We start from the raw sequence: 22,522 nt of genomic DNA, 5'->3' as shown, positions 1-22,522 counted from the left end.
AGGAGTAACCGATGGACAAGTTTCGAAATGTTAAAAAAGCGCTGCTAACTATCCTCATGTTAATCATAGGCATATTGTTCATGTCTCCCTTCTTATGGATGATATCCGCATCTATGAAGCCGGAAGCTGATGTGTTTCTATATCCGATTCAGTGGATCCCGAAGCATTGGAATTTGATTGAAAATTATAAGACGGTTTGGTCGACGAAGTTCTCCCTGTATTACTGGAATTCTATCAAGGTTTCTGTTTTGACTACGGCGCTCTCTGTCCTGCTTTCCTCCATGGCAGCCTATGCATTCTCGAAGATCAAGTTTCGCGGCCGTCATGTACTCTTTGTTCTCGTTCTGGCGATTTATATGATTCCCAGTCAAGCGATACTCGTTCCGCAGTTCCTATTGTTCCGCTGGATGGGCTTGTTCGACAGTCACTTTGGTTTAATTTTGCTTGGTTCCTTCAGTGTTCTCGGGACTTTCATGCTTCGCCAGTTCTATATGGGCATTCATGAGGAGTTTATCGAGTCAGCGCGAATGGATGGAGCGGGTCATGTCCGAATTTTCTTCTCTATCTGTACACCGCTTGTACGTCCGGCGATCGCTACTTATGCGATTCTGCGTTTTATCTGGACATGGAATGACTATCAGAACCCGCTAATTTTCTTGAGAACGAAAGATTTATTCACACTGCCTCTCGGCATCAGATCCTTTGCTGATTTAAATGGAGAGTTCTACTCACTCATCATGGCCGCTTCTGTATCGGCAATCGTCCCTTTACTCATTATTTTCATCATTGGGCAAAAGCAAGTTATCGAGGGAATCTCGACGGGTGGGGTTAAGGGTTAAAAAGTCAAAAAATGAGTGCATGAGGTTAAAATAGTGCCTCGTGTGCTCCAAACAAGTTTGTTACGATCGATCATGTAAAGGTTTTCAAAATAACGAACACAACTTGGAGGGGTTCCTATGAAAAAGAGTTTATTAGTACTAAGCGGTGTCCTAGCAATCAGTACTGCACTTGCAGGCTGTGGCAAAGGAGAGACACCAGCAGCGGATAAGGGTAAGGATGCAGCAGCAACGGCTAAAGCTCCGGTTACAATTAAAGTACAAGGCTGGTACACCGAGGCTCAAGGGAACTGGAACGCGACTGTTGAAGCTTACAATAAAACGCACCCGAACGTAAAAGTTGTTTATGAAGGCATGTCCGAGAAGGGCGATTCCCAAGAAGGGATGAAAAAGCTTGATCTATTAGCCGCTTCCGGTGAGCAAATGGACGTGGTTATGTACTCAAGTGCACCCGAATTCGCTCAACGCGTAGGAGCAGGTATCTTGGAGCCCCTTGATGATTATTTGAAGAAAGATAACATTGTTGTTAAAGATGAATATAAGCTTGATCCGGTTGTAAACGGCAAATATTATGCTCTGCCCGGTAAAATGGCTGAATGGTTCGTTATATTGAACAAAGATAAGTTGGATGAAGCGAAACTGCCTGTGCCAACAGAGTGGACCTGGGATGATTATGCGGAGTATGCTAAGAAATTGACCAAGGGTGAAGGCGCAGCCAAGCAGTACGGATCCTACTTCCATACATGGAAAGAATACGCGGAATTGGCACTGAACAGCGACATGGATAACGCTTACCTTGTGAAACCTGACGGTACACAGAATATCGATAATCCGAAGGTTCGTTTCTCCCTCGATTTACGTAACAAAATGGAAAATGTGGACAAAACATCCGTTCCTTACTTTGAAGTTGTATCGCAGAAAATGGTTTACCGTGACGTTTTCTATGCTGGTAAAACTGCGATGTTAGCAACAGGTAACTGGATGGTAGGTGAACTGGCGCTGAATGCGAAATTTAAGACAGTGTTTGCTCCATATCCGAAGTACGACGCGAAAGATGAGAACGGTCTAACGATTGGAGGCGCGGACTTCGTGGGTGTCGCAGCAAATTCCAAGAATAAGCAGGCGGCATATGACTTTGTGAAATGGTATACGACGGAAGGAATTCAAACACAGGGTCTGTTCTTCTCTGGTTGGAAGAAAGCCGATTTGGCTAAGAATGTAGATTCGATTCTGAAAAATGGTAAACCAGAACAAGCTGCCATGATAGATAAGGATTCATTGCTAGCTACGTTGAAAGTAAATAAAGCAACGAAGCTTGTTATTCCTCCAACTTATGCCCTGCAGCAAGAGAAGGAATTCTTAACGCAAGTTGAGCTGTTCCTGACAGGCAAGCAGGATCTGGAGAAAACAATTCAAACAGCAAAAACGAAAATTGAAGATATCCGTAAAAGCAATGCCAAGTAGTTATTAACGAACAGCGCATCAATCCTGATATAATGAAAGAGGAGGCCTAGGGCTCCTCTTTTTCCCATTTCTTGATTCAACCGAAAGGCAGGAGAGTGCAGTGCCGAGCTGGCTTCGTACTTTATCACTACGCAATAAATTGGTGCTGACGATTCTGATTTGTCTCGTTCTTCCTTCCATCGTTTCCATGAACGTCTCCAGTCTGCTAACACGGGATGCCGTGAGGTCGCAAGTGGCTGATAACTCGCAGGAATCGATGCGGATCGTCAATCAAATCGTAAACGGACAAATGAAAAATATGCTTTATGTGATGAATTTCATTCAATTTGATGAGGATCTGCAGCCTTCTATTCGGGAGTTAGGCCGGGCAAATGACCAGACAGATAAAGGGGATGTCTTGGCGTATAAACAAACGATTATCAAGAAAATGACAACGGTCATCAATTCATTTGGTAATTTGTACGTCACACTGCTTTTGCCTAATGGTGAATATGTGGCTTCGTATTCAACCTTTGCTTTTAACCCGAATGAATTCCTGCGAAAAAGTTGGTTTAGCGATGTGGAAAAGGCGTCCGGTTATAATGTCAAATGGATAGGCGCTGAACCCAATTATAGTCAAGCAACCGATCAACCTTATGTATTGGCGGCAGCAAAACCGCTGCGTACAAATGGACTAACGTACGGTTATGTGGTTGTTGGGCTGGAATTAAGTACAATTCAACAGTTATTTGATCAATATAAAAATAATGAATCGATGGTCATTGTTGACGGTCAGGGGCGTATTCTGGTGGATAAAGACTCCACCGCCATTGGTCATCCATTTCCTTACTATGATCAGCTTCCGGCGCAGGATGGGTCTTCTTTTGTAAAGGTAGGTGGAGAAGATTACATATTGCATAGCAATCATTTAACGCCTGAATGGAAGCTTGTGAATATGAGTCCTTATAAAAGCGCTGCACAAAAAATTGAGTCTTTCCGGAAGACTGATTTTCTGATTCAATTATTCTTTTTAATCCTATTCGCCGTAGTGCTCCTTTATATGGTGCGTACGCTTACGAAACCGATTGCGCGGCTTGTCCAAACCGTAGTCCGCATTGAATCCGGTCAACTGAGTGAGCGTTCTAACATCAGTGGTGGAGATGAAGTAGGGCGGCTTGGTTATGTATTCGACCGAATGATCGACCGTATTGAACGGATGTTAGAAGAGAACCGCCGCGAACAAGAATTAAAGCGCAAGGCAGAGCTAGCGATGCTGCAGGCGCAAATTAATCCGCATTTTTTATTTAATGTGCTCAATTCGATCCGTCTGAAAATCATGATGAAAGGTGATTCTGAGAATGCGGAGCTGATCAGTTCATTGTCATCACTGTTACGAATGACGATTAACCGCAACAATGAATACATTTCGCTGCATGAGGAGATTGAGATTAACGAACATTATATTCGACTGTTAAATTCTCGGCACGGTGATCGGATTCAACTGCAGATTTCTGCGGCTTCAGATACCCTTCTGTTTGAAATACCTAGGTTTTTATTGCAACCGCTTATTGAGAACGCTTATATACATGGACTTAAAAGTAAGGCAGGGGAAATTACAATAGCTTCGAGGATTTGTGAGGATGGGAGGCTGCAGGTGGAGGTTAGAGATTCGGGTGTCGGGATGCCCCCTGAACGTCTAGCTGCACTTCGCAATCATTTGGATGTCGTTCCTGCCCAGCAATTTCAAGAAACAAGCAGCCCTTCCTTGTCGGGCATTGGTCTTCACAATGTATTTGAACGTCTTCGTTTAATATATGGTCATCGTTTCGAGTATGAAATCGAAAGCGGGCCAGATCAGGGAACGCAGATTGTGCTGCGCTTTCCTCAACAAGCAGGAAAGGAGGGTTAACTATGTACTCCGTTATTATTGTGGACGATGATTTGCCTGTGCTTGAATTTCTGAAGACTTCAATTAGGTGGGCAGAATTAGGGTATACATTGACAGGCGCTTACGAGAATCCACTGGATGCGCTCGAAGCAGGACGCCAGGAAAAGACAGATGTGCTTATAAGCGATATTGGGATGCCAGGCATGAATGGACTGGAGCTCATCGGGCATCTGCGTGAGATTCATCCTCACGTGAAGGCCGTTATTCTATCCTGTCACGATGACTTTCAGTTTGCGCAAACAGCGATGAAGCTGTCGGTGAGCGAATATATCTTGAAGGAAACGATGAACGTTGGCAACATTTCCGAGTTGCTGGGAAGGCTGAAGGAACAGTTGGACGCGGAGGTCCAAATATTGTCTAAGAGCCGTAAGCTTGAGAAGGAGGTTTATCAACATCGCGGTGCGTCCAAGCGTCAATTTATCCGCAGTACGGTGAACGAGCCCTTGTTTGATGCGGACGAGTGGACGCTAAAAGCGGAAGGATTCGGTATCCGACTTGGAAAACAAGGCGTACTTCCTGTCTTCGGTTACGCGAATCGTGTGAAAGAGGCAGACAATCGCTTTCAATCCAAGGATTTGTTTGAATACACCATCCAGAATATTGTGGAAGAGCTGCTTGTCGATCAGAAGGAGACAGCGCTTTTCACTTATGATACCGGGGAATTTGTTTTATTGTTTCCACATTACTCGGAGCTTCACGTCAACAACAGCCAAAAGGTGGAGCAGACGCTAAGGCAACTGCAGAGCAGCTTACAGCAATACACGAAGCTAGCATTCACCTTTCTAACGGGAAGCCCTGTCAAGGATGCGCGATCTTTGAAGGATCAATTGATTCGAATGGTCGAAGGGAAGAATCTGCGATTTTATCTGCCGGAGTCATCTATCATCAAATTGGGTCATGTCAGAGATGGATTCGGGGACGGAGGGTTGCTGCTAGCACAGTACTCCGAAGCTCTAGATGAGTTTCGGAGTGTCGTTTTCGATGAACGATTGGATATGATCGACGTATTTGTTTCGAAGTGGATAGATTTTATCCAATATAATCGGTTTCATCCGATGGAAGTAAAGGAATGGCTGCTGAAGATGATTCTCGATGTAAGGATGAGGCTCAAGTCGCTGCAGCATTATCAGTCAACCTTCTCTTCGGAGCTCTTGCATCATGATGTTCATGAATTGTCGTCTCTCCGTGAGCTTGAGCTGTGGCTCAAGGAATACCTTCAGCAGGCCATTCAATGGGCAGGTCAGGTATATCGCGAGTCACATAACCGTGAAATTCTGGAGTGTCAACGATTTGTATATCATCATCTGCATATGAAAATATCCCTCGAAGATGCTGCCACCCATCTGCATCTGCATCCAAGCTATTTAAGCCGATTGTTCAAACGGGAAACCGGGGAGAATTTCATCGAATACGTCACAAGGCTGAAAATGGAAAAAGCGAAGGAACTCTTGGAAATCACGGACAAGAGCGTTGAACAGATTTCCGATTCGTTAGGCTACGAGAATAAGAATTATTTCGGCAAGCTGTTCAAAGCACATACGGGGTTTGTGCCGAATGCTTATCGTGGACAAACGAAGGCGAACCAATAAAAAGATGGGACTGACGGATTGCCGTTTGTCCCGTCTTTTGTGACGCCGCCACAATAAGGAGGGCCCCTTTAGTATTATTTTTCTAAGGACTACTTACCCTCTAATAGTTTCACTATTAGAGCTCTTTTCTCCTCATCTATAATTTTCCTAGCTTTATCAAGGGGGGTGAGCCCGTTACTGTCTATCAGCTCAAGCTTCGAACCTTTTTTCAATAACAATCGAATGACCTCTACGTTGCTATCCAAGGCGTGATAATTAAATTCAACAGCATAGGAGAGTGCTGTATTGCCTTTCTCATCTACTGCATTGACATCCGCATTAGCATGGATCAGCAACTCGGCCATCGTATAGATATCTTGGACCGAATCATAACCGGTAGGATCAACAGCTCTCATAAGTGGAGTGATTCCCGCCCAGTTGCTCTTGGCAATCTCATTGGGGTCTGCCCTGTGTTCGAGTAACATTCCCATAATTTGTATGGATTGAGGCATAGCCATATTTACTGCCGCAAGCAGCGGCGTTTCCCCATCGGCATTAGCTGCGTGCACATCAGCTTTATACGCCAGAAGTCCTTTTATAATCTCTACGCTCTCGTCAGTTAATCCTGAATTGGCGAAAGGACGAAGCGCCGAGAGCAGTGCCCCATTTCCTAAGTTCGGATCCGCTCCCATAGCAAGCATCTTGTTAACCAGACCTAGCTGTTTTTTACTCGATACTTGCATAAGCGGGGTTATTCCATTTGCGCTTCTTACATTCACGTTAGCTTTGGCATTCAAAAGATTTTCAGTTAAATAAATGGCTCGTTCAGTAGCATAGTGCAGCGGTGTATAACCGTTTGAATCATCTACGATGTTGAGATCAACTTGCTTTTGAATCAAAAGGTCAACTAGATCAGAAACGTGCGGCTTATCTTGGAACATGTGAGCAGAACTGAAGATTTGAAGAAAAACTAGATTAAGATCCACAGGAGCTATCGCATCTACCTGCTGCTTTGTTTCTTCCAGATTTCCACGCTCAGCTGTTCCGAATAATTGAAGTGCAGTCATTTCAATTCTCGTCTTGTTTTGCTCCTTCGGGGTCCCATATGTAATCGATATTTGCTGTTCAGTCTCGTTGTATGCTACTTGAGCTCTCATACTTTCAGCTACGAAGCGGATTGGCACGTAGGCATGTCCGTTATAATTCAAAACGGTGTATTCACTATCCAACTGCTTAGAAACCCCATTAAAAAGAAAGCTAACCTGATACTTGATAGCTTGTATAGCGTCTGACCCATAAACTGTCGTAGATAAGGTAAGACCAGCCCCCAATACCATCCCAATCACTATTTTTTTCAATTTGCACTTCTCCTTTTTATAATTAAATAAAGGTACCACTCGCCATTCATATTCATAGATCGTTATACTTTATACGAAAATTTCCAGTTTTTGTTTCTTGAAATAATGACATGAGTTATGCTGATGAAGTGAATTTCTGTAAATATCCTTGCATAGGAGCCCACTGGAAGTTCGGTATCCATGATCTTTAGCGCTTATTTGCCCGTAGTAGCGTCCAATTGGATGGATTTTTATGAAATAAGGTCCACTGTGTCCGTAAGAACCGAGAAACAGTGGTTAATCAGCATTTAAACGGAAAATTAGCGATCTTGCTTTGATTCCTTGAATTCCTGAATAAAAAGTAAATATAAGGCGAATAATTGCCTAGTAATGAAATCAACCTTTAGGAGGCTTGCAATGACTGAAAACAACCAGTTTAATGAAGTCGAAGACTTCGTGAGCTTTGAAGCTATGTCGGTTATGACTGCTGCTGAGATGCCAGATGAAAGCGAAAATCCTGATGATCGTGATCCGAAGAAAGATAATCAATTCGATAATCAATTCTTATATCCGCCGATTAATCCGCATCCCCGAAATGACTTAGAATAGTGTCATCTGCCAATGTACCCCGACAATTAATATCCAATGAAGTTTGGTTCTCTTCAAAGGGAACGATAGCTCGCATGAGGCTGCCGACAAAGCAGTCTTTTTTTCACCTTCGGTCAGTTTACTTCAAGTTGATTTGCGAAAAATTAAGGTTTCTGGAAGGAAATTCAAACTGATGAAAGAATATAATACTCCCGGAAGACCTGTTGATTATGCCGACACAACAAATCCTCGTCGGAAGAACAGAAACTGAGGCAAATGTTCATAACGATTGTAAAAGAAGAAAGCGGCGATGATTATAAAGTTTGACATCGATACAATACGTGTATATACTCATATTCATGAGAGAACATAATTCAACTTCAGATTTTTCAGGGATGACCGATTATACAGCAGAGTGCGCTTGCTTGAATTTAAGAAAAGCGTCCCGGTTCATTACCAGTTTATATGATGAATATTTAAGACCAGTCGGGCTTCGGGCAACCCAATTGTCTATCCTTATGGCACTTGAACAAGCCGGGTCTGTCACCATTACATCTCTCTCCGAAATACTTCTGATGGATAGGACCACATTGCCACGGGATCTCAAGCCGCTTGAGAGACAGGGATGGGTGTCGGTCACGGAAGGTGAGGATCGCAGGAAACGATTTATTGCTCTGACACCCGATGGCCGGGACCTTCTTAAGAGTGCACTGCCGTTATGGGAACAGGCGCAAATCCGCATTCGAGACTATATGGGCGATGACCCTTATAAAGGTTTGCTCGGTCAGTTGTCTGATATCGTTAAGCTGAACAAGAGAGATTAATTTTTTTTCACCAAAAACGTGTATATACACCCAATGGGAAAGGATGGATGAAAGTGGCCGATATGAAAAAACATCCCACAGTTTTGCGTTACTACGAATCCACTGCGCAATCCGTCACTCTTGACAACGAAACGCTTGATTATGAGTGGATACGTGAATTGTGTCTTGAGGCCGGAGCTGACGATGTCGGGGTTATATCCATTGAACGCTCCGAACTAGATGATCAGCGTGATGATATTCTTTCCGCATTTCCGCATGCTAAGACGATGATCAGTTTCGTTGCCAGAATGAATCGAGAACCGATCCGCACACCAGCGAGATCCCTTGCCAATATTGAATTTCATCATACCGGCGATAAGGTAGCGGAGACAGCCCATCACATCGTGTCCGCATTGGAAGCGCGAGGGATACGGGCTTTAAATGCAGCCATGGGTTTCCCGATGGAGATGGATAAGTTTCCCGGCAAGACCTGGGTCGTTTCGCTCAAACCTGTTGCCGTTGCGGCAGGGTTAGGCCATATGGGTATCCATCGCAACGTGATTCATCCGAAATTCGGAAACTTCATTCTGCTTGGCGCCGTTATGATTGATGCCCGGGTCAACAAGGAAGACCGGCCGATTGACTACAACCCGTGTCTGGAATGCAAGCTTTGCGTATCTGCCTGCCCTGTGGGCGCGATCGGTGCGGACGGACAATTTAATTTTTCTTCATGCGCTACGCACAATTATCGTGAGTTTATGGGCGGTTTCAGCGACTTTGTGGAAACGGTCGTGGACAGTAAGAATTTCAAAGAGTACCGGAATGAAGTACCGATAACCGAAACGACTTCCTGGTGGCAAAGTTTGAGTTTCGGGGCTAACTACAAAGCGGCTTATTGCTTATCGGTTTGTCCGGCGGGCGATGATGTGATCGGGCCGTTTCTGAAAGACCGTAAAGGGTTCATGAATGATATATTAAAGCCGTTGCAGGCCAAAGAGGAGACGATCTATGTAACTCCTGGCTCCGATGCGGAAGCATATGTCATGAAACGTTTTCCCCATAAAACGGTAAAACGCGTCGGGAATGGACTCAGGCCGAATACGATCCGCCTTTTGATCACCCTGATGCCTCATGCATTTCAGCCGAAGCAGGCAACGGGTTTAAACAGCACCTATCATTTTACATTCACCGGAGATGAAACGAGACAAACGACAATCGACATTCGTGACAATAAGCTCCAGATTAGGGACGGTTTTCACGGCAAGCCGGATATTCAAATTACGGTGGATAGCAAAACGTGGCTTAAGATCGTGGGGAAGGAAAAAAATGTGGCTGCGGCATTGTTGACAAGAAAGCTGCGGATCAAAGGGAACCCCAAATTGTTGATGAAATTTGAGAAATGCTTTGCTTAATAAGAATAGAGAAAGGATTGATTTTTATGAAAATGGATTCCAACACAATTCTTATAACGGGTGGAACATCCGGGATTGGACTCGAGCTTGCTGCTCAGCTCCTTCAGCGTGGGAATACGGTAATTATTACCGGCCGGGATCAGTCCAAGCTGGATCTAGCAAAAAAGAAACTGCCAAACGTTCACACATTTCAGTGTGATGTAAGCAATCCAAAGGCAATTTCTGATCTTTTTGAAAAAGTAATCAGTCAATTTCCAGAACTGAATTTTCTGATTAATAACGCTGGGGTTATGCGTGCATTAAATCTTCATACCAAAGACGTTGATTTAGAGGATATCAATAGCGAGATTGAAATTAACCTCAGCGGTTCGATCCGTATGGTGAAACAATTCTTAACGCATTTAAAGGCGAAGAAATCCGCTGCGATTATAAATGTCTCATCCGCGCTTGCATTTGTTCCTTATCCGGTATTGCCGGTATATTGTGCGACGAAAGCCGGTATTCATTCATTTACACAATCACTGCGAATGCAGCTAAAAAATTCGAATATTAAAGTATTTGAATTGGCGCCTCCAACTATTCAGACCCCTTTAATTAAAGCTCTTGATGGCTACGAGATCAAAGGCGTAAAACCAATGGATGCCGGTAAGATGGTTAGGTACACAATCGAGGGTCTGGAAAAGGATCGCTTCGAAATCCTGCCGGGTCAGAGCAGTTTGCTGAAGTTCATGAGTCGTGTTGCACCTCAGTTTATGTTAAATCAGATGAGCAAAACTGTTGATATAATGCTCGCTCAAACCAAGAGTTAACTATACGGAACTGTATTCAAGCATCGGTCTATTCGGACCTAGATGCCTGAAGTTGATTAAGCTAACGGAAACGATAGTGAAGGAGCTTGCCTCTCGGCAGCTCTTTTTTGTTCATTCAAGTAACGGGCAGGTTTCAGGAATATTGTTAAAAAGGAGTGTAGATTGATGAGTAAAATAAACATTAATAAAATCGCTTCTTATTTTGGATATTTGAATTTGTTCGATTTAGAATGCAAAAATCTCAATAAATATTTCTGATAAAATCGTTCAACTAACAAGGGGCTGCCGCGTAGCAGCCCTTCACTCTGCTAAGGGGCAGGAATCTGAAGTTACACGCTACAATATAATGTGTAAAATTTGAGTAAAAACTAAAACTGAAGGAGGGGATTTTCGTGGATATTTTATTTGCCTTACTGGCTTTTTTCTTTATGATGTTATTCCTAAGCACACTTCGTGCGTTGATAAATAAGGATGAAGTAAATAGTAGCTTCCTCTGTATTGTTTGGATGTTTATTTTGGGTTTGTATATATGTTTTTGCACAGTAGGTATTGTTACGCTAACGAGGAAAGAGAGTTTAATGAAAGCGAAGGGGAGGCGGAAAATGTTTAGAGATGCACAACATGCATGGAATCCAGCTCCAGAAGAAATCACTTTATGCAGTCGGCGTATGTGTTGACACCGGATTCGAAGTTTTGGACCTGCGGTTGGATTGGATTCCCTTGTTGTTCCGTTGTGGGCATCACAAACTGCCGATAAAAGATGCTTGAAGAAGGTGCTTATGAATTACGCTGCAGGAGTAACGAAATTTCTCTTGTTCCATATTATCGAGATGTAGCTCAACTACTTCCTTAACGCCATCTCGAGATATGATGGCCGGAACGCCAACACATACGTTTCTCTCACCGTATTCTCCATCTAAGATCGCGGACACGGCGATAATCTTGTGATCGTCGTTTAATACAGATCGAGTGATGAAAGCCAATGCATTGCCGATACCAAAAGAAGTGGATCCTTTAAGGTTGAATATTTCCCATCCTGCCAGTTTGGTCCGTTGCTCCAATTGGTCAAGATCGACGAGACCGAATCGATGCGGATGCTGGCTTATGATCTGATGCAACGGTTTACCGCCAATAGTTACGTGTGACCAAGCCACGAACTGGGATTCACCATGTTCGCCCATTACATACCCTTGTACGCTCTTCGGTTCGACTGGAAAGATTTCAGATAAGATCTTTTTCAGCCGTGAACAATCGATGGAGGTGCCTGTTCCGATCACACGATTTCGTGGAAGACTGGATAGTTTCCATACAGTATATGTAATGATGTCTACAGGATTTGTGGCGACAAGGAAGATTCCGTTAAACCCGCTTTGCATGATCGGTTGAATGATATCCTTCATGATATGAATGGAAGATTCCATAAGATCAAGACGATTTTGATCTTTGTTCATGCTTGCCCCGGGTGTCAGAATCACAACGTCCACATCCCCACATTGATCGTAATTGCCCGCAAATACTTGGGTGCGCGAGTGAGTGAAGTCCATGCAGTGAGACAGGTCTAATGCTTGGGCCAATGCGTATTCTGGTGTGCGATTAATAAGCATTAATTCTTCGCAAACGGATTGATTGATTATGGCGTAAGCACAGTTTGAACCAACTAATCCCATCCCGACAATAGCGACTTTCCTTGGTTTCCAAGCCATAATTACCTTCCTCCTTCAAACAAATAACGCCTGGTATATTATATATGTTGTTTTGTTTGTACCATGTGACTAAACATGACGCAAAACCAAGATTTTCGGTTGATACGCAACTTTTTCTAACATGGACATCCAGTCTTTTGTTGGAAAGAAAATTGTAAAACCTCCGAGATCCTGTCAAAGCTCAGTAGCATGCTTTTTGGCTGGGTGACGTTCAAGACGGGCAGATTACGTTAATGAAGGATAAGGAAATTGGTCCAATAAAATAAATAATAATTGTACCTTTTAATTTTTCTGATTGTGATTTATGTTCGTAAATAAAGATATTTCACATTTGAAAGGATGTATTTATTATGTTTACAGGCTTAGCTGCATTTCCTCTAACTCCAATGAATGAGAGGGGAATAAATGAGCAGGCTTTAATACAATTGCTCAAACGTTTAACTTCAGCAAAAGTTGATTCGTTCGGAGTTTTAGGATCGACTGGCAGTTATGTTTATCTCAATCGGGAAGAACTACTGCGTGTTACTCAACTCGTAATGGAGTACGCCGAGGGGATACCAGTAATGATTGGAATAAGTACTTTACGTACAAAATAGTTTGAGTGTACGAAAGTTATGAAATAGCCACTTTTTACATATGGATAAATTTGGCATCAACGGATCAACTAATAAATGGTTCACAACGTCTAAATTCATGGAGGTGTCCAGTGAAGAAAGTATTTGTAATAATCATTATTCTGTTTGTAATGTCAATAGCAACTGGATGTAGTAAACAGGTAGAGAAGAAGAGCGAAGTTCAAGTAAGTCCTCTTTTTAAAAGCGAAGGTTATAATCTTCAGGGCGTTGAAGGGAAAATCGGGATACTAGCACCTGGTGGATTTGTAGCCAACAAACCGAATAAGTATATGTGGCATTTTTGGGGAACGAAAGATGAATTAGCGCAAACTCCTTTCAAAGTTGAAGCCATTGATTTGAATACTGGTGAAAAACATCAAACTTTACTTGTGGGAACGGGAACTGTCTGGGAATACAACTACGGCTTAGGTGGTCCCAATAATGGTGCTGATGCTCATTTGCCTTCAAGTTTGAAACTGCCGCACTCAGGTAAATGGCAGCTAGATGCATATTTAGGTGGTAATTTATTTGGAAGCATCGTAATTAATGTGAGTTAACGTTTTAAAAAACTTGGCAATTTTCACGTATCGGATGGGCGTCAGATCAATCTTATTGAAATGACACCTAAAGCATTTACATAATCAAGGTAGTACATCTGGTCAGATTACACTACCGGGAAACTATAGTTAAGGGGCTTGCTTCGCGGCAGCTCCTCTTTACTTTATTAAAGTAACGGGGCAGGCAAGAAATCCACCGATGAAGCAAGATGTAAAACTTGCCGACAATCAATATTTTGTTTTAGCAGACCAATGGTGGAGAAGTGCGTATAGTTCCAATATGATTGGTGCAATCCCAAAGGAATATATTAAACATTCAGTGACCACACCATCATGAAAGAACCTATTTTATTATGGCAACCCTTTCTCAAGTAACTTGTAAGAAAACAAATGAGAAAAAATACAAAATATTTTCAAACCTGATGCCCATAAATTACCAGTATCGATTCGAAATATTTAGAGTATGAAAAAAAACTATTTGGAGGCTGATAATAGGTTTGAAACATGTCCGCTTTAATTGCAGGAACGACAAAAATCGGGGAAGAGTTAATCTTTGGATGAACCCGATAGGAGGGAAATTAGTATAAAGACAAAAACGTTTATTTTCGCTGCGCTTTTTTTATCGACTGGGGCTTCATTGCTGGTTTATATTTTTTCGGGTATTTCCATGCTATACACTTTGTTAGGCGTTCTGATACTGGCATTCATGATTGGAAGTTTGATTTGGAGAAGAGTATCTTCCGAAAAACATGCGGAATTCAAGCGGCTTATCGGTTACGGCACAATAGCCGGCATCCTGGCTACATGCCTTTACGATCTTTCCCGATTCATATTAATAAAGGTGACGGGCATACAATTCTGGCCGTTTGATATTTTCGGGATTTTCGGAAAAGCGCTCGTCGGCGAGCAAGCGACCGGTCTTTGGGTTAGCATTCTAGGGGCATTGTTTCATATCGCCAACGGTACTGCATTCGGAATCGCTTATACAGTTGCATTCGGCCGCAAAGGCATCCGGGGCGGCTTGATGTGGGCGATGATCCTTGAACTGGCGATGGTTACCGTATATCCGGGTTGGCTTAACGTAAAAGCGCTTGATGAGCTCATTTCGGTTTCCATGATTGGACACTTCGTATATGGGGTCGTGCTGGGATATACGGCCAGGAAATTAATCTTGAGAAAGGAGTCCTTACACCATGTCTCAGCCTAAGCCGGTTCATGAGCGGATCGTTCGATTTTGGTGGGTTCAACTGCCCTTTCGGGCCTGCCGGTTCTCCAAAAAACTCCCGTACACGTTCTTGGACGGCCTATACTTGGCGGCATGGCCGACAGTGGCTGCTTGGGCCCCTTTGCTGGCATTATTGGCCGGTCTGGTGATCGGGTGGTGGCACCCGGGGTTCGAAAACGTCTTAAGCGAATCGCTGGTGATGCTCATGATTGCAGTAATTGTGGGAACTAGCAGCGCGAATCTCGGCCTTCTCTTTATCGTCGGCTTTAGCTTCGGCGATTTTTTTCTTCATCACACAAACTGGACTCAGGTCGGATGGCGGCGGAACGAAGGGGTTTTTGAGCATGTAATCAAGGTGAGGATCCCACTTTTGATCGAGTATGGTCTATTATATATGTTAGTGGTGAAAATTCCCATGGTCACCAAGGCGCTATCCGCTCAGCTCAGAGTTCCCTTCCTGCCTTTGAAAGCCAGTTTCAGCGTTGCAGCGGCACTTTACGTAGTGCTTACCGGAATTTTCGTTTATTTCTGGACGCAAACCGTGCCGGTGCTGATAAGGCCGGTATTCACCTGGGTTTCAACCAATCCTCCGGCGAAGGCAACCGTTCCTTTGCAGCATTACGAGTGGGTCATCATCTTTGTTGCGATCGTAATCGCCGTCGTTCGAATGCTGCTTCAGGGGATGACGGCGTTTCACAGCGAGCTCGGAAAGCCGCTTGAGGAGCTGGAGCGAGAGCTGCGGGATCTTCCCCCTGTGGAATCGCTTGAAGACCTGTTAAATCCTTGGTTTTTAACGGCGTTTGCCGCGTTGTGGTCGATTCTGCTGATTGCGGGTGTATACAAGTCGTGGATCGATCCTGTGCTTATCGGAGCGTTAATTTTTGTGCTGCTGGCGGTCCGCCGACAGTTAATTCCCGTTCCTCTCGGAGTCTGGCCGAAGTTGATGGATAAAATTCCGATGCTTATCCGTTTGGTATTCGGGTTTATACTTATTAAAATCATTTCATCGGCGATTTTGGTACATATGATGCGCACCACGGATACATTCCGGCCGCTGCTTCTGATGACCGCAGTTTCAATGTTGATTATTTTCCTGCTGACTCCCCAGCTTCCTGTTGTCCAATCGAAGGAAGGTGAGCCGTTGAAATGAAACGTTGTTCCCCTTTATGGACGCTGATCGGAGTGTTTTTGTTATTTTCTTTTCCGGACGTGGCGTTGGCCGACAATTGCGGGAGCTTGACCGATTGTTTCAATACGCAGAGAGCCGCCGTCGCAGCGACCGTTGGTTTGGGGATATTCGCCACATTGCTCAGTATCGGGCTAAATTTTGTCCCCGTCGTCGGACAGGTGAAGGGCATTATCGAAGCGATCACGGGCAAGGACCTGATCACCGGCGAAAAACTCGAAACCTGGGAAAGGGCGATGAATCTCGTTCCGTTCGGCGCTATAGGGAAATTGGGCAAATTAGGCGATATGATGGATGCCGGCGGGGATCTTGGCAAAGGATTGCGCCATGCCGACGAGCTGGACGAATTGGCGGATGCCGGCCGGGCGGGACGGACCGAAGTCCCTTCCGGAGGTTCGCGCAGGGCGGTTGATGTTGACGCCGGAAGTGGGCCAAGGCAATCGCGAGATGCAGACGGCGAAAGCACCCCAACACCGGAGGCCGGTTCCGGTGGCGCTTCCAAACCACCTAACGATGGCGGCGGGCGAGGCAGTTCCTCCGGCCACGGCGACAGCGACCCAATCCAACCGAATGATGGTGAAGGCGGAAAACCAAAAGTTCTCCTTTACAAATTAAGGCCCGGATATGATACACACTTCTCAGAAGTTGAAGATGTAGTCTGGAAGAAGGGGAGAGGTATTCTTGGGGGACACAATCTTCATAATTTTGAAGAGGTATTTACTAATAATGGTTGGAATATGGATGACTTAATTGTATCTAGAACTCCTCATCCTACAATCAATGGTGTCTATGAAATAAAATATCAATTACCCGCCAAAGATATGACAGGTAAAATAATTGAAGGGCAGTATAAAAACATTCCCTTCCCGAAGACTGTGTACGACCCGAGTGTAATACCGGATGAACGAATGTTAGAGTGGGGGCGGCAGGCAATGGCAGATGCTACACAGTCATCAAATGGAAGGATTCTAACTGGTACTGCCCCGAACGGACTTAAGTTTCAAGGATATATTGAAAACGGTGAAATAACTAACTTCTTCCCGATCCTTGAGAAGCCATAATTTTTTACTAATTTTAAATTAATACCTTAAGGAGTATCTTATGATCAATGAAAATAAGAGGGAAAAAGACCTGATAGAATTATATTACGCTAATTTAGGCCAATCTTACTTTTTGGATGCCATAAAAAATTATTGTGACAGACAAGGCTTTGGAATAGGGGCTATATGGTGTCTTTTCGCGAATGAACTTCAACCTTGGGAAGAGGGCTATTTTGGAGAGACCGGTGTAGCATACTTTTATGAACACCCTGCTGTGGAGAAGGATGAGGTACTGGTTGTTGACTACGATGATTTTTTCTATTATCTGCAAAAGGCCAGTAAAGATTTTATAGAACGTAATCCCAGTAGAGAGAATGAGATTTTCCAATACCTAGAAAAAATAAAGAGAACATTAAAATTGGTATAAATGATGATTCAATTTTTTCCCAATCATTATTGAACGAGGTGGGGGTGGGGGAACCTGTGAGTAAAATTTTGGTTCGAAGGCGGCACTGTTGTATGAATAATTTTGGCTGTTGAGGGACGGAGAACGAGAGTTGAATGACTTATACCATGGAGCTGCCGGGGAACGACTCATCTCAGAGTTCAAACTGGATATCACCATTATGGCAAGAAGGGTGGTTGAAGATCTTCATCCAAATCGACATTAAGCTGACGAATAACGTTAGCTCAATACAAAACGAAACGAGGCTGCCGGAACAAACGGCAGTCTCCATTACGTTAACGGCGCATAGTTGGTTAAAGTAAAACTATATCTTGTATACCCTCCAAAACCAACATATGATATAAGAAAGTTAAATGGCGAAAATTTACATTCCAATTAATTGTGGTTCCAAGGGGAAATGAATAATGTTAGAAAAAGAAAATGTAAACAGTATCCTCAATATTCTTTATGACGAAGGCATAATTGATAACAAAGTTATTGCAACCAATAATAAGACCGGTACTACTGATGGTATTGTTTATTTTCTTTCAGAGCATAATGAACCAAAATATGTTCTGAAAATTGACCATCCGCATCAAATTGCTTTGACCGAACAATTTCTTGGAACGTATCGGCACCTGAAACTTTTTCCTGAAATTCTTTATACTGACCCTGCAAAAGCGTATATCGTGTATACATACATTACAGGTACAACTCATTATGATCGTGGATTAAAAATAAATTGGCTGACCATCTTAGTAAAAGAACTTTTCAATAATTACGAAAATTATGTACAAACGGACGAATGGGGAAGACTAGGATCTCCGATTCAATCTTGGCGTGAGTGGAACTACCGTAGTTTGGTGGATACGAGAAATGATTGGGGAAACCTTTTATCCATTGAGGATTACAATAGGGTAGAATCAATATTTGAGAACATATCGAAAAATGAAGATCAAAAATTAAGATATTTGTTACATGGGGATACTGGTGTGCATAATTTTGTGTTTTATAAACGCTCTGTCGTTGGTGTTATCGACCCATCACCGATGATTGGTCCTATGCTATACGATTTCACTTACGCTTTTTGCTCTTCTCCAGACGATTTGAACCTAGAAACTTTAATGGCAGCTTTTGATTTGCTCCATCATGAGCCTATTGAAAAATCAAGGTTGATTGATGAAGTCATCTTTCAACTTTATTGTCGAATTGGAATCTGTATACATTTCCATCCGCATGATTTGGAGGATTACTTAAAAGCGTGGGAATATTGGAAGTCGGTGTAACGAAACCATTACTAATGTGAAGGCAGGCAGTCGATGATTTATTGCCTACCCTTAACAAGCGGAAAACGATAGCGGAACAGCGGATGCCTGGGCATCCTTTTTTTGTTAACTGTACTAAACGGGCAGTTATCTACAATCAACTGTGTTAAAATATGGATGTAAAAGAGTTGTTGAAAGCACGATTTTATTTAAAGCAAAATAGGTGGAGTGGGTATAAAGGAACTGACAAACAACCGATGTAAGGGTCCCGCCCTATCTCCGACAGGTACTTTCGTCGATACGCTTTTACGCACAGATTTCGCCATACGCAAGTATCCTAGCTAGGCGGGGCTTGGCCCTCCCACGACCGGACTTTCACCGGCTAGAAGATTCGTGCCTCTGGGCACGCCGTTACTAAAAAACTGCCCGCACGCGATAACCGCATGCGGGCAGTTCTGTGCTACTCTAGCTTACTTGTTACCTAGGGACTGAAGGATACTCTGCACCAATGCCGCGTATCCAGCCTCCAGTGCTTTCCCTGTCTGGGCGCTCACTTCATTGCTGAGGGCGTTCAGGGCATTGTCTACCTGCTTGGCGTCGCTGCTGGCCGCATGCACCTGCTTCACCTTCGCCAACAGGCTGTTTAACACCTCTGGTTTCGTAATGAAGCCATTAACACTGCCGGATTGGAACAACGAGTCCAGATGCGCGGTATCCATATAAACGGTAATTTGACGAGTGACCGTAACGGAATTCCCCGCCTTATCGCGTGCTGTCACTATGATGGGATGTACTCCGAGCGATAGACTCAATGGTGCCGCTTCAATCAAGCTGGATGCAGGCTTTCCGTCCAAAGTGACGGACACCGAATCCAAGCCGCTAGTTGCATCGGATACCACAATCGGATACTTCAGGGCATCACTAATCAGAACCTTCGTGATGTTCGGCATCGTGATCGTGGGGGCTGTCAGATCGATCTGAATGATCTTCTCCTTCACCGCTTCCTTGTTGCCCGCCCGGTCCACGCTGTAGTAACGAAGAGTGTGGATCCCTTCCGAAGTAATCGACACAGAATTGCCGGTGGTATAGGCTCCTTCGTCCAGGCTGTAATACGTGGAAGCAACTCCGCTGCCTTCATCGGTCGCTTGGAGGACCACGTTCACGGGATGGGTCTGCCACCCGGTTGGGACGTTGTCCATGGTTACAGGAGGTACCGTGTCGGACCCTGCGACAAGTTGCAACGTGCCAATCTTGAATAGATCCTGATAAGCCGTTCCGCTAGCGTCGTTCCAAGCGTAAGCGCCAATGCGCGCACCATTCATCGCTTCGTTCACCTGAACGTCAAAGCCAATATTAGTGCCAACCGTAGGCGTAATATCAACAAGCGGAATCTTCATCTCGACGGTATAGGAGTACGTATCCTCGTTGACCGTCGCAGAGGTCATCGTCGTCGCTTTGCCCTGATTGTCCGCCATGTTCGCGTCTACCGACGCAAAGCCGTCATATCGAACACGGTAATGCCCGGCAGCGTTCGTGTACATGGAGCCACCGGTACCGTTCAGTAGATCAATAAACGTTTCGAATGAATCCTGCTCCCAAGGGTTTCCGTTCCCCTTGTCCAAAGGTTCGGACGGATCTTTGGTCACCTTCGCGAGTACGTACAGGTTCGCGTTGTCCCACAACATGCGAGCGGTAGCGGCTGGCATGTGCGCACCCGTCTTCGTGTTGCCCGCCTGCGTTACATTGATATCGGTAGGAGTTGTCGTATTCCAAATGTCGTCCATCTTGCCGTCGATCGTCGGCGTTCCCATTGCAGCTGTTGCAGTTTTGCCCCCCGCAGGCTTCGCCGGAGCTTTGTAACCCTCAAGGTATTTGGTCGGGTCAATCACGGCCCAAAACGCGTCTTTCGGGTACAGCTTGCCGTCGAACAGCAACGGGCTCCCGGAAGACAACCAGCTGTTGGTGTCGGTCAGCCCCCAGAATGTGATGCGCTGCACCGTGTCCGCGAACGCAGAATCGGTATAAACTTGCATCAACCGCGCGTACTGTGCGGCTTGGGCTGTTTTCTGATCGTCAGTCAGCGTTCCGCCCGAGCCAGCGGAGATATCCAGCTCACTGATCGAGACTTTGATGCCAATATCCTTGAACATCTGGATCGTCTTGCGCGTATTGCTAGGGTTGGTGCCGAGGCCGTCATGCTCTTGCATGCCGACTCCCTGAATGAGTTGCTTGCCAGGGTGACCCACAGCCCAACGGTCATTGATGTCTTTCACCATGTCGCGAACTGCGGCGGCCTTGTTCTGGTCGTCCATGCTATAGTCGTTGTAGTACAACAGGACGTTGTAATTCGGCTCTGCTGCACGGGCATCCTTGAACGCCTGTTCGACGTAGTTATCGTCCGTCGCCTTGAGCCACGGGGTGGATTTCAGGTAGCTTTGCCAGTCTGTCGGACTAAGAGAGCTGTCACGGACGGATCCACCCATCGCTTCGTTGACGACGTCCCACGAGATGATGTTCTGCGTGCTCGCGTTGAACTTGTCGTCAAAATGCTTGAGAACCGCGTTAATATAGTCGTTCATGTTCGCATACGCCCCAGCCGCGGTCAGACCTGGGTTGGACGGAGTCGGGTCGGAGTCGGAGATCTTAGCGTTGTTCAGCCACGGAATCGACTGCCCTTCCCAGACGAGCGTATGCCCATGTATTTTTAGGCCATTGTCGATCGCGCTCTGAAGCTCCGTGTCCGCTTCGTTAAAGTCCAGATCCGCGACGTTATGCGTAGAGGCGCTGGTACCGATCAGCGAAGCTGGCTTCGTCGCGTTTTCAGGCGTCACAACGCCGAACTGGGCTTTCAGGACGGGCATGATTGGGTCTTGCATGTAATATGGGCCGATGATGCTGCCCATCAAATAATTCGGGTACGTTTTCTTAATGCTTGGCAAGGTGAGTACATCCGGGTTAATCGTTGGTGTTGTTGCAGCACTAATACTATTAACAGTAGTTAATGTAGCCGTTCCACTTTGTTTAAAGAGACCAACCGTTTGATCGTCAAAGTTGGATGTGTAAACAACCTCGCCGCTTGTTGCGTTTTTAACAACAAAGTTGTCGATGTAGTAAGTTATATTCTTTGCATCTGTAGCTCCGTTATCGCCGGTTTTAACAAACTGAATCTGTCCACCGCTTGCCGCTAGATAAGTATATGTCGCATCGTAGTGAGTCCAAGCGGGGCTTGCCGCACTTAAAGTCCCTGTATTTTTAATCCAGTTGTAGTTTCCGTTGGTTTGCAGAACAATACCCGCCACATCTTGGTCAGGGGTGTATAAGTCATATGAGAAGGTATAGGCTGTGTCGGCAGCGAGGTTCAAGCCACTGACATCTGTGGCTATTTGTGCACCATCATACTGTTTTCCGCCTGTGGTTTGAACTTTTAAAACATAATTTCCGTTCGTACTTGCCGCACTTGCCTTTTGCGCGATCCCAAACTGCGGCAAAAACAATGCAACCGCAAGCACTAACATCAAAATCTGCTTAATCCGTTTGTTCATCGTGTTACTTCCCCTCCTGTTGATAAATTGAGTAACCAAATTAAAGCGTTTACATTTTATTGAAACTTTTCCTCCTTTCTGAGAATATCAACTCAATGATAATGTAAATGTAAGCGTTTTACACTACACGGATTAAAGAAGGAGCCTCCTCATTTTATAGGTCCCCGCATATTGTACCAGAACCGTCTCCCGGACCCGAGC

Annotated in this window: 20 protein-coding genes; 17 read left to right on the top strand and 3 right to left on the bottom strand. The window is 44.7% G+C overall.

What is annotated here, in order from left to right; translation table 11 throughout:
• The first annotated feature begins 11 nt into the window (after positions 1 to 11).
• The 4 genes from ASG93_RS03760 to ASG93_RS03745 all read left to right on the top strand — a co-directional run bounded on the left by ASG93_RS03760 (position 12) and on the right by ASG93_RS03745 (position 5,816).
• The gene (locus tag ASG93_RS03760; RefSeq protein WP_056828950.1) at positions 12 to 839 is read left to right on the top strand and encodes a carbohydrate ABC transporter permease; all 828 of its coding nucleotides are present in this window, start codon (positions 12 to 14) and stop codon (positions 837 to 839) included.
• Positions 840 to 956: 117 nt separating this feature from the next.
• Complete coding sequence (locus ASG93_RS03755; RefSeq protein WP_056828948.1) at positions 957 to 2,300, top strand: ABC transporter substrate-binding protein; 1,344 nt, start codon at positions 957 to 959, stop codon at positions 2,298 to 2,300.
• 100 nt (positions 2,301 to 2,400) lie between these two features.
• A complete protein-coding gene (locus ASG93_RS03750) occupies positions 2,401 to 4,188 on the top strand; it encodes a sensor histidine kinase (protein WP_056828947.1) in 1,788 nt (595 codons plus the stop codon).
• Between the two features lie 2 nt (positions 4,189 to 4,190).
• A complete protein-coding gene (locus ASG93_RS03745; protein ID WP_056828946.1) occupies positions 4,191 to 5,816 on the top strand; it encodes a helix-turn-helix domain-containing protein in 1,626 nt (541 codons plus the stop codon).
• A gap of 89 nt (positions 5,817 to 5,905) precedes the next feature.
• On the opposite strand, the gene ASG93_RS03740 is transcribed toward ASG93_RS03745, so the two are convergent.
• Positions 5,906 to 7,153 carry an ankyrin repeat domain-containing protein gene (locus tag ASG93_RS03740; RefSeq protein ID WP_056828944.1) on the bottom strand — a complete coding sequence of 416 codons (1,248 nt, stop codon included), beginning with the start codon at positions 7,151 to 7,153 and terminating at the stop codon, positions 5,906 to 5,908.
• 396 nt (positions 7,154 to 7,549) lie between these two features.
• On the opposite strand from ASG93_RS03740, the gene ASG93_RS03735 reads away from it, so the two are divergent.
• The 5 genes from ASG93_RS03735 to ASG93_RS03715 all read left to right on the top strand — a co-directional run bounded on the left by ASG93_RS03735 (position 7,550) and on the right by ASG93_RS03715 (position 11,421).
• Complete coding sequence (locus ASG93_RS03735; protein WP_056828941.1) at positions 7,550 to 7,741, top strand: hypothetical protein; 192 nt, start codon at positions 7,550 to 7,552, stop codon at positions 7,739 to 7,741.
• Between the two features lie 404 nt (positions 7,742 to 8,145).
• On the top strand, positions 8,146 to 8,544 hold the full coding sequence (locus tag ASG93_RS03730; protein ID WP_235550713.1) for a MarR family winged helix-turn-helix transcriptional regulator: 399 nt from the start codon (positions 8,146 to 8,148) through the stop codon (positions 8,542 to 8,544).
• 47 nt (positions 8,545 to 8,591) lie between these two features.
• Positions 8,592 to 9,935 (top strand): SCP2 sterol-binding domain-containing protein, encoded by a 1,344-nt coding sequence (locus tag ASG93_RS03725; protein ID WP_056828935.1) that lies wholly within the window; start codon positions 8,592 to 8,594, stop codon positions 9,933 to 9,935.
• 26 nt (positions 9,936 to 9,961) lie between these two features.
• Complete coding sequence (locus tag ASG93_RS03720; protein WP_056828933.1) at positions 9,962 to 10,744, top strand: SDR family oxidoreductase; 783 nt, start codon at positions 9,962 to 9,964, stop codon at positions 10,742 to 10,744.
• 392 nt (positions 10,745 to 11,136) lie between these two features.
• A complete protein-coding gene (locus tag ASG93_RS03715) occupies positions 11,137 to 11,421 on the top strand; it encodes a hypothetical protein (protein ID WP_056828930.1) in 285 nt (94 codons plus the stop codon).
• Positions 11,422 to 11,484: 63 nt separating this feature from the next.
• On the opposite strand, the gene ASG93_RS03710 is transcribed toward ASG93_RS03715, so the two are convergent.
• On the bottom strand, positions 11,485 to 12,447 hold the full coding sequence (locus tag ASG93_RS03710) for an L-lactate dehydrogenase (RefSeq protein ID WP_056828927.1): 963 nt from the start codon (positions 12,445 to 12,447) through the stop codon (positions 11,485 to 11,487).
• A gap of 350 nt (positions 12,448 to 12,797) precedes the next feature.
• On the opposite strand from ASG93_RS03710, the gene ASG93_RS03705 reads away from it, so the two are divergent.
• From ASG93_RS03705 to ASG93_RS03670, 8 genes are all read left to right on the top strand, one after another.
• Positions 12,798 to 13,043 (top strand): dihydrodipicolinate synthase family protein, encoded by a 246-nt coding sequence (locus tag ASG93_RS03705; protein WP_056828925.1) that lies wholly within the window; start codon positions 12,798 to 12,800, stop codon positions 13,041 to 13,043.
• Between the two features lie 110 nt (positions 13,044 to 13,153).
• Positions 13,154 to 13,618, top strand: a complete 465-nt coding sequence (locus ASG93_RS03700) for a DUF4871 domain-containing protein (RefSeq protein WP_056828923.1) — start codon at positions 13,154 to 13,156, stop codon at positions 13,616 to 13,618.
• A gap of 553 nt (positions 13,619 to 14,171) precedes the next feature.
• Positions 14,172 to 14,825, top strand: coding sequence for a hypothetical protein (locus tag ASG93_RS03695; RefSeq protein WP_056828921.1), 654 nt, complete (start codon positions 14,172 to 14,174; stop codon positions 14,823 to 14,825).
• Complete coding sequence (locus tag ASG93_RS03690; RefSeq protein WP_056828919.1) at positions 14,812 to 15,993, top strand: hypothetical protein; 1,182 nt, start codon at positions 14,812 to 14,814, stop codon at positions 15,991 to 15,993. The genes ASG93_RS03695 and ASG93_RS03690 overlap by 14 nt, the downstream gene beginning before the upstream one ends.
• Positions 15,994 to 16,079: 86 nt before the next feature.
• Complete coding sequence (locus tag ASG93_RS03685) at positions 16,080 to 17,090, top strand: pre-toxin TG domain-containing protein (protein WP_162262820.1); 1,011 nt, start codon at positions 16,080 to 16,082, stop codon at positions 17,088 to 17,090.
• Positions 17,091 to 17,130: 40 nt separating this feature from the next.
• Entirely contained in the window at positions 17,131 to 17,496 is a 366-nt protein-coding gene (cdiI, locus tag ASG93_RS03680) for a ribonuclease toxin immunity protein CdiI (protein ID WP_056828915.1), read from the top strand.
• A gap of 134 nt (positions 17,497 to 17,630) precedes the next feature.
• Complete coding sequence (locus ASG93_RS03675; protein WP_056828914.1) at positions 17,631 to 17,837, top strand: hypothetical protein; 207 nt, start codon at positions 17,631 to 17,633, stop codon at positions 17,835 to 17,837.
• A 102-nt stretch (positions 17,838 to 17,939) separates the two neighbouring features.
• Positions 17,940 to 18,800 carry a phosphotransferase gene (locus ASG93_RS03670; RefSeq protein ID WP_056828912.1) on the top strand — a complete coding sequence of 287 codons (861 nt, stop codon included), beginning with the start codon at positions 17,940 to 17,942 and terminating at the stop codon, positions 18,798 to 18,800.
• Between the two features lie 449 nt (positions 18,801 to 19,249).
• On the opposite strand, the gene ASG93_RS03665 is transcribed toward ASG93_RS03670, so the two are convergent.
• On the bottom strand, positions 19,250 to 22,321 hold the full coding sequence (locus tag ASG93_RS03665; protein WP_056828910.1) for an endo-1,4-beta-xylanase: 3,072 nt from the start codon (positions 22,319 to 22,321) through the stop codon (positions 19,250 to 19,252).
• Positions 22,322 to 22,522 lie beyond the last annotated feature (201 nt).

The sequence above is a fragment of the Paenibacillus sp. Soil787 genome (genome assembly GCF_001429545.1).
Taxonomy (GTDB): domain Bacteria; phylum Bacillota; class Bacilli; order Paenibacillales; family NBRC-103111; genus Paenibacillus_E.
Note: the sequence above shows the minus strand (reverse complement) of the source record. Positions and strands in the feature narration are given on the sequence as shown.

Excerpts from the sequence above, each read along its gene's own strand:
- ASG93_RS03665 (WP_056828910.1), bottom strand. The coding sequence starts at position 22,321 with ATGAACAAACGGATTAAGCAGATTTTGATGTTAGTGCTTGCGGTTGCA.
- ASG93_RS03675 (WP_056828914.1), top strand. The coding sequence starts at position 17,631 with ATGACTTATACCATGGAGCTGCCGGGGAACGACTCATCTCAGAGTTCA.
- ASG93_RS03755 (WP_056828948.1), top strand. The coding sequence starts at position 957 with ATGAAAAAGAGTTTATTAGTACTAAGCGGTGTCCTAGCAATCAGTACT.
- ASG93_RS03710 (WP_056828927.1), bottom strand. The coding sequence starts at position 12,447 with ATGGCTTGGAAACCAAGGAAAGTCGCTATTGTCGGGATGGGATTAGTT.
- ASG93_RS03690 (WP_056828919.1), top strand. The coding sequence starts at position 14,812 with ATGTCTCAGCCTAAGCCGGTTCATGAGCGGATCGTTCGATTTTGGTGG.
- ASG93_RS03760 (WP_056828950.1), top strand. The coding sequence starts at position 12 with ATGGACAAGTTTCGAAATGTTAAAAAAGCGCTGCTAACTATCCTCATG.
- ASG93_RS03735 (WP_056828941.1), top strand. The coding sequence starts at position 7,550 with ATGACTGAAAACAACCAGTTTAATGAAGTCGAAGACTTCGTGAGCTTT.
- ASG93_RS03705 (WP_056828925.1), top strand. The coding sequence starts at position 12,798 with ATGTTTACAGGCTTAGCTGCATTTCCTCTAACTCCAATGAATGAGAGG.
- ASG93_RS03725 (WP_056828935.1), top strand. The coding sequence starts at position 8,592 with ATGAAAGTGGCCGATATGAAAAAACATCCCACAGTTTTGCGTTACTAC.
- ASG93_RS03720 (WP_056828933.1), top strand. The coding sequence starts at position 9,962 with ATGAAAATGGATTCCAACACAATTCTTATAACGGGTGGAACATCCGGG.
- cdiI (WP_056828915.1), top strand. The coding sequence starts at position 17,131 with ATGATCAATGAAAATAAGAGGGAAAAAGACCTGATAGAATTATATTAC.
- ASG93_RS03670 (WP_056828912.1), top strand. The coding sequence starts at position 17,940 with ATGTTAGAAAAAGAAAATGTAAACAGTATCCTCAATATTCTTTATGAC.
- ASG93_RS03745 (WP_056828946.1), top strand. The coding sequence starts at position 4,191 with ATGTACTCCGTTATTATTGTGGACGATGATTTGCCTGTGCTTGAATTT.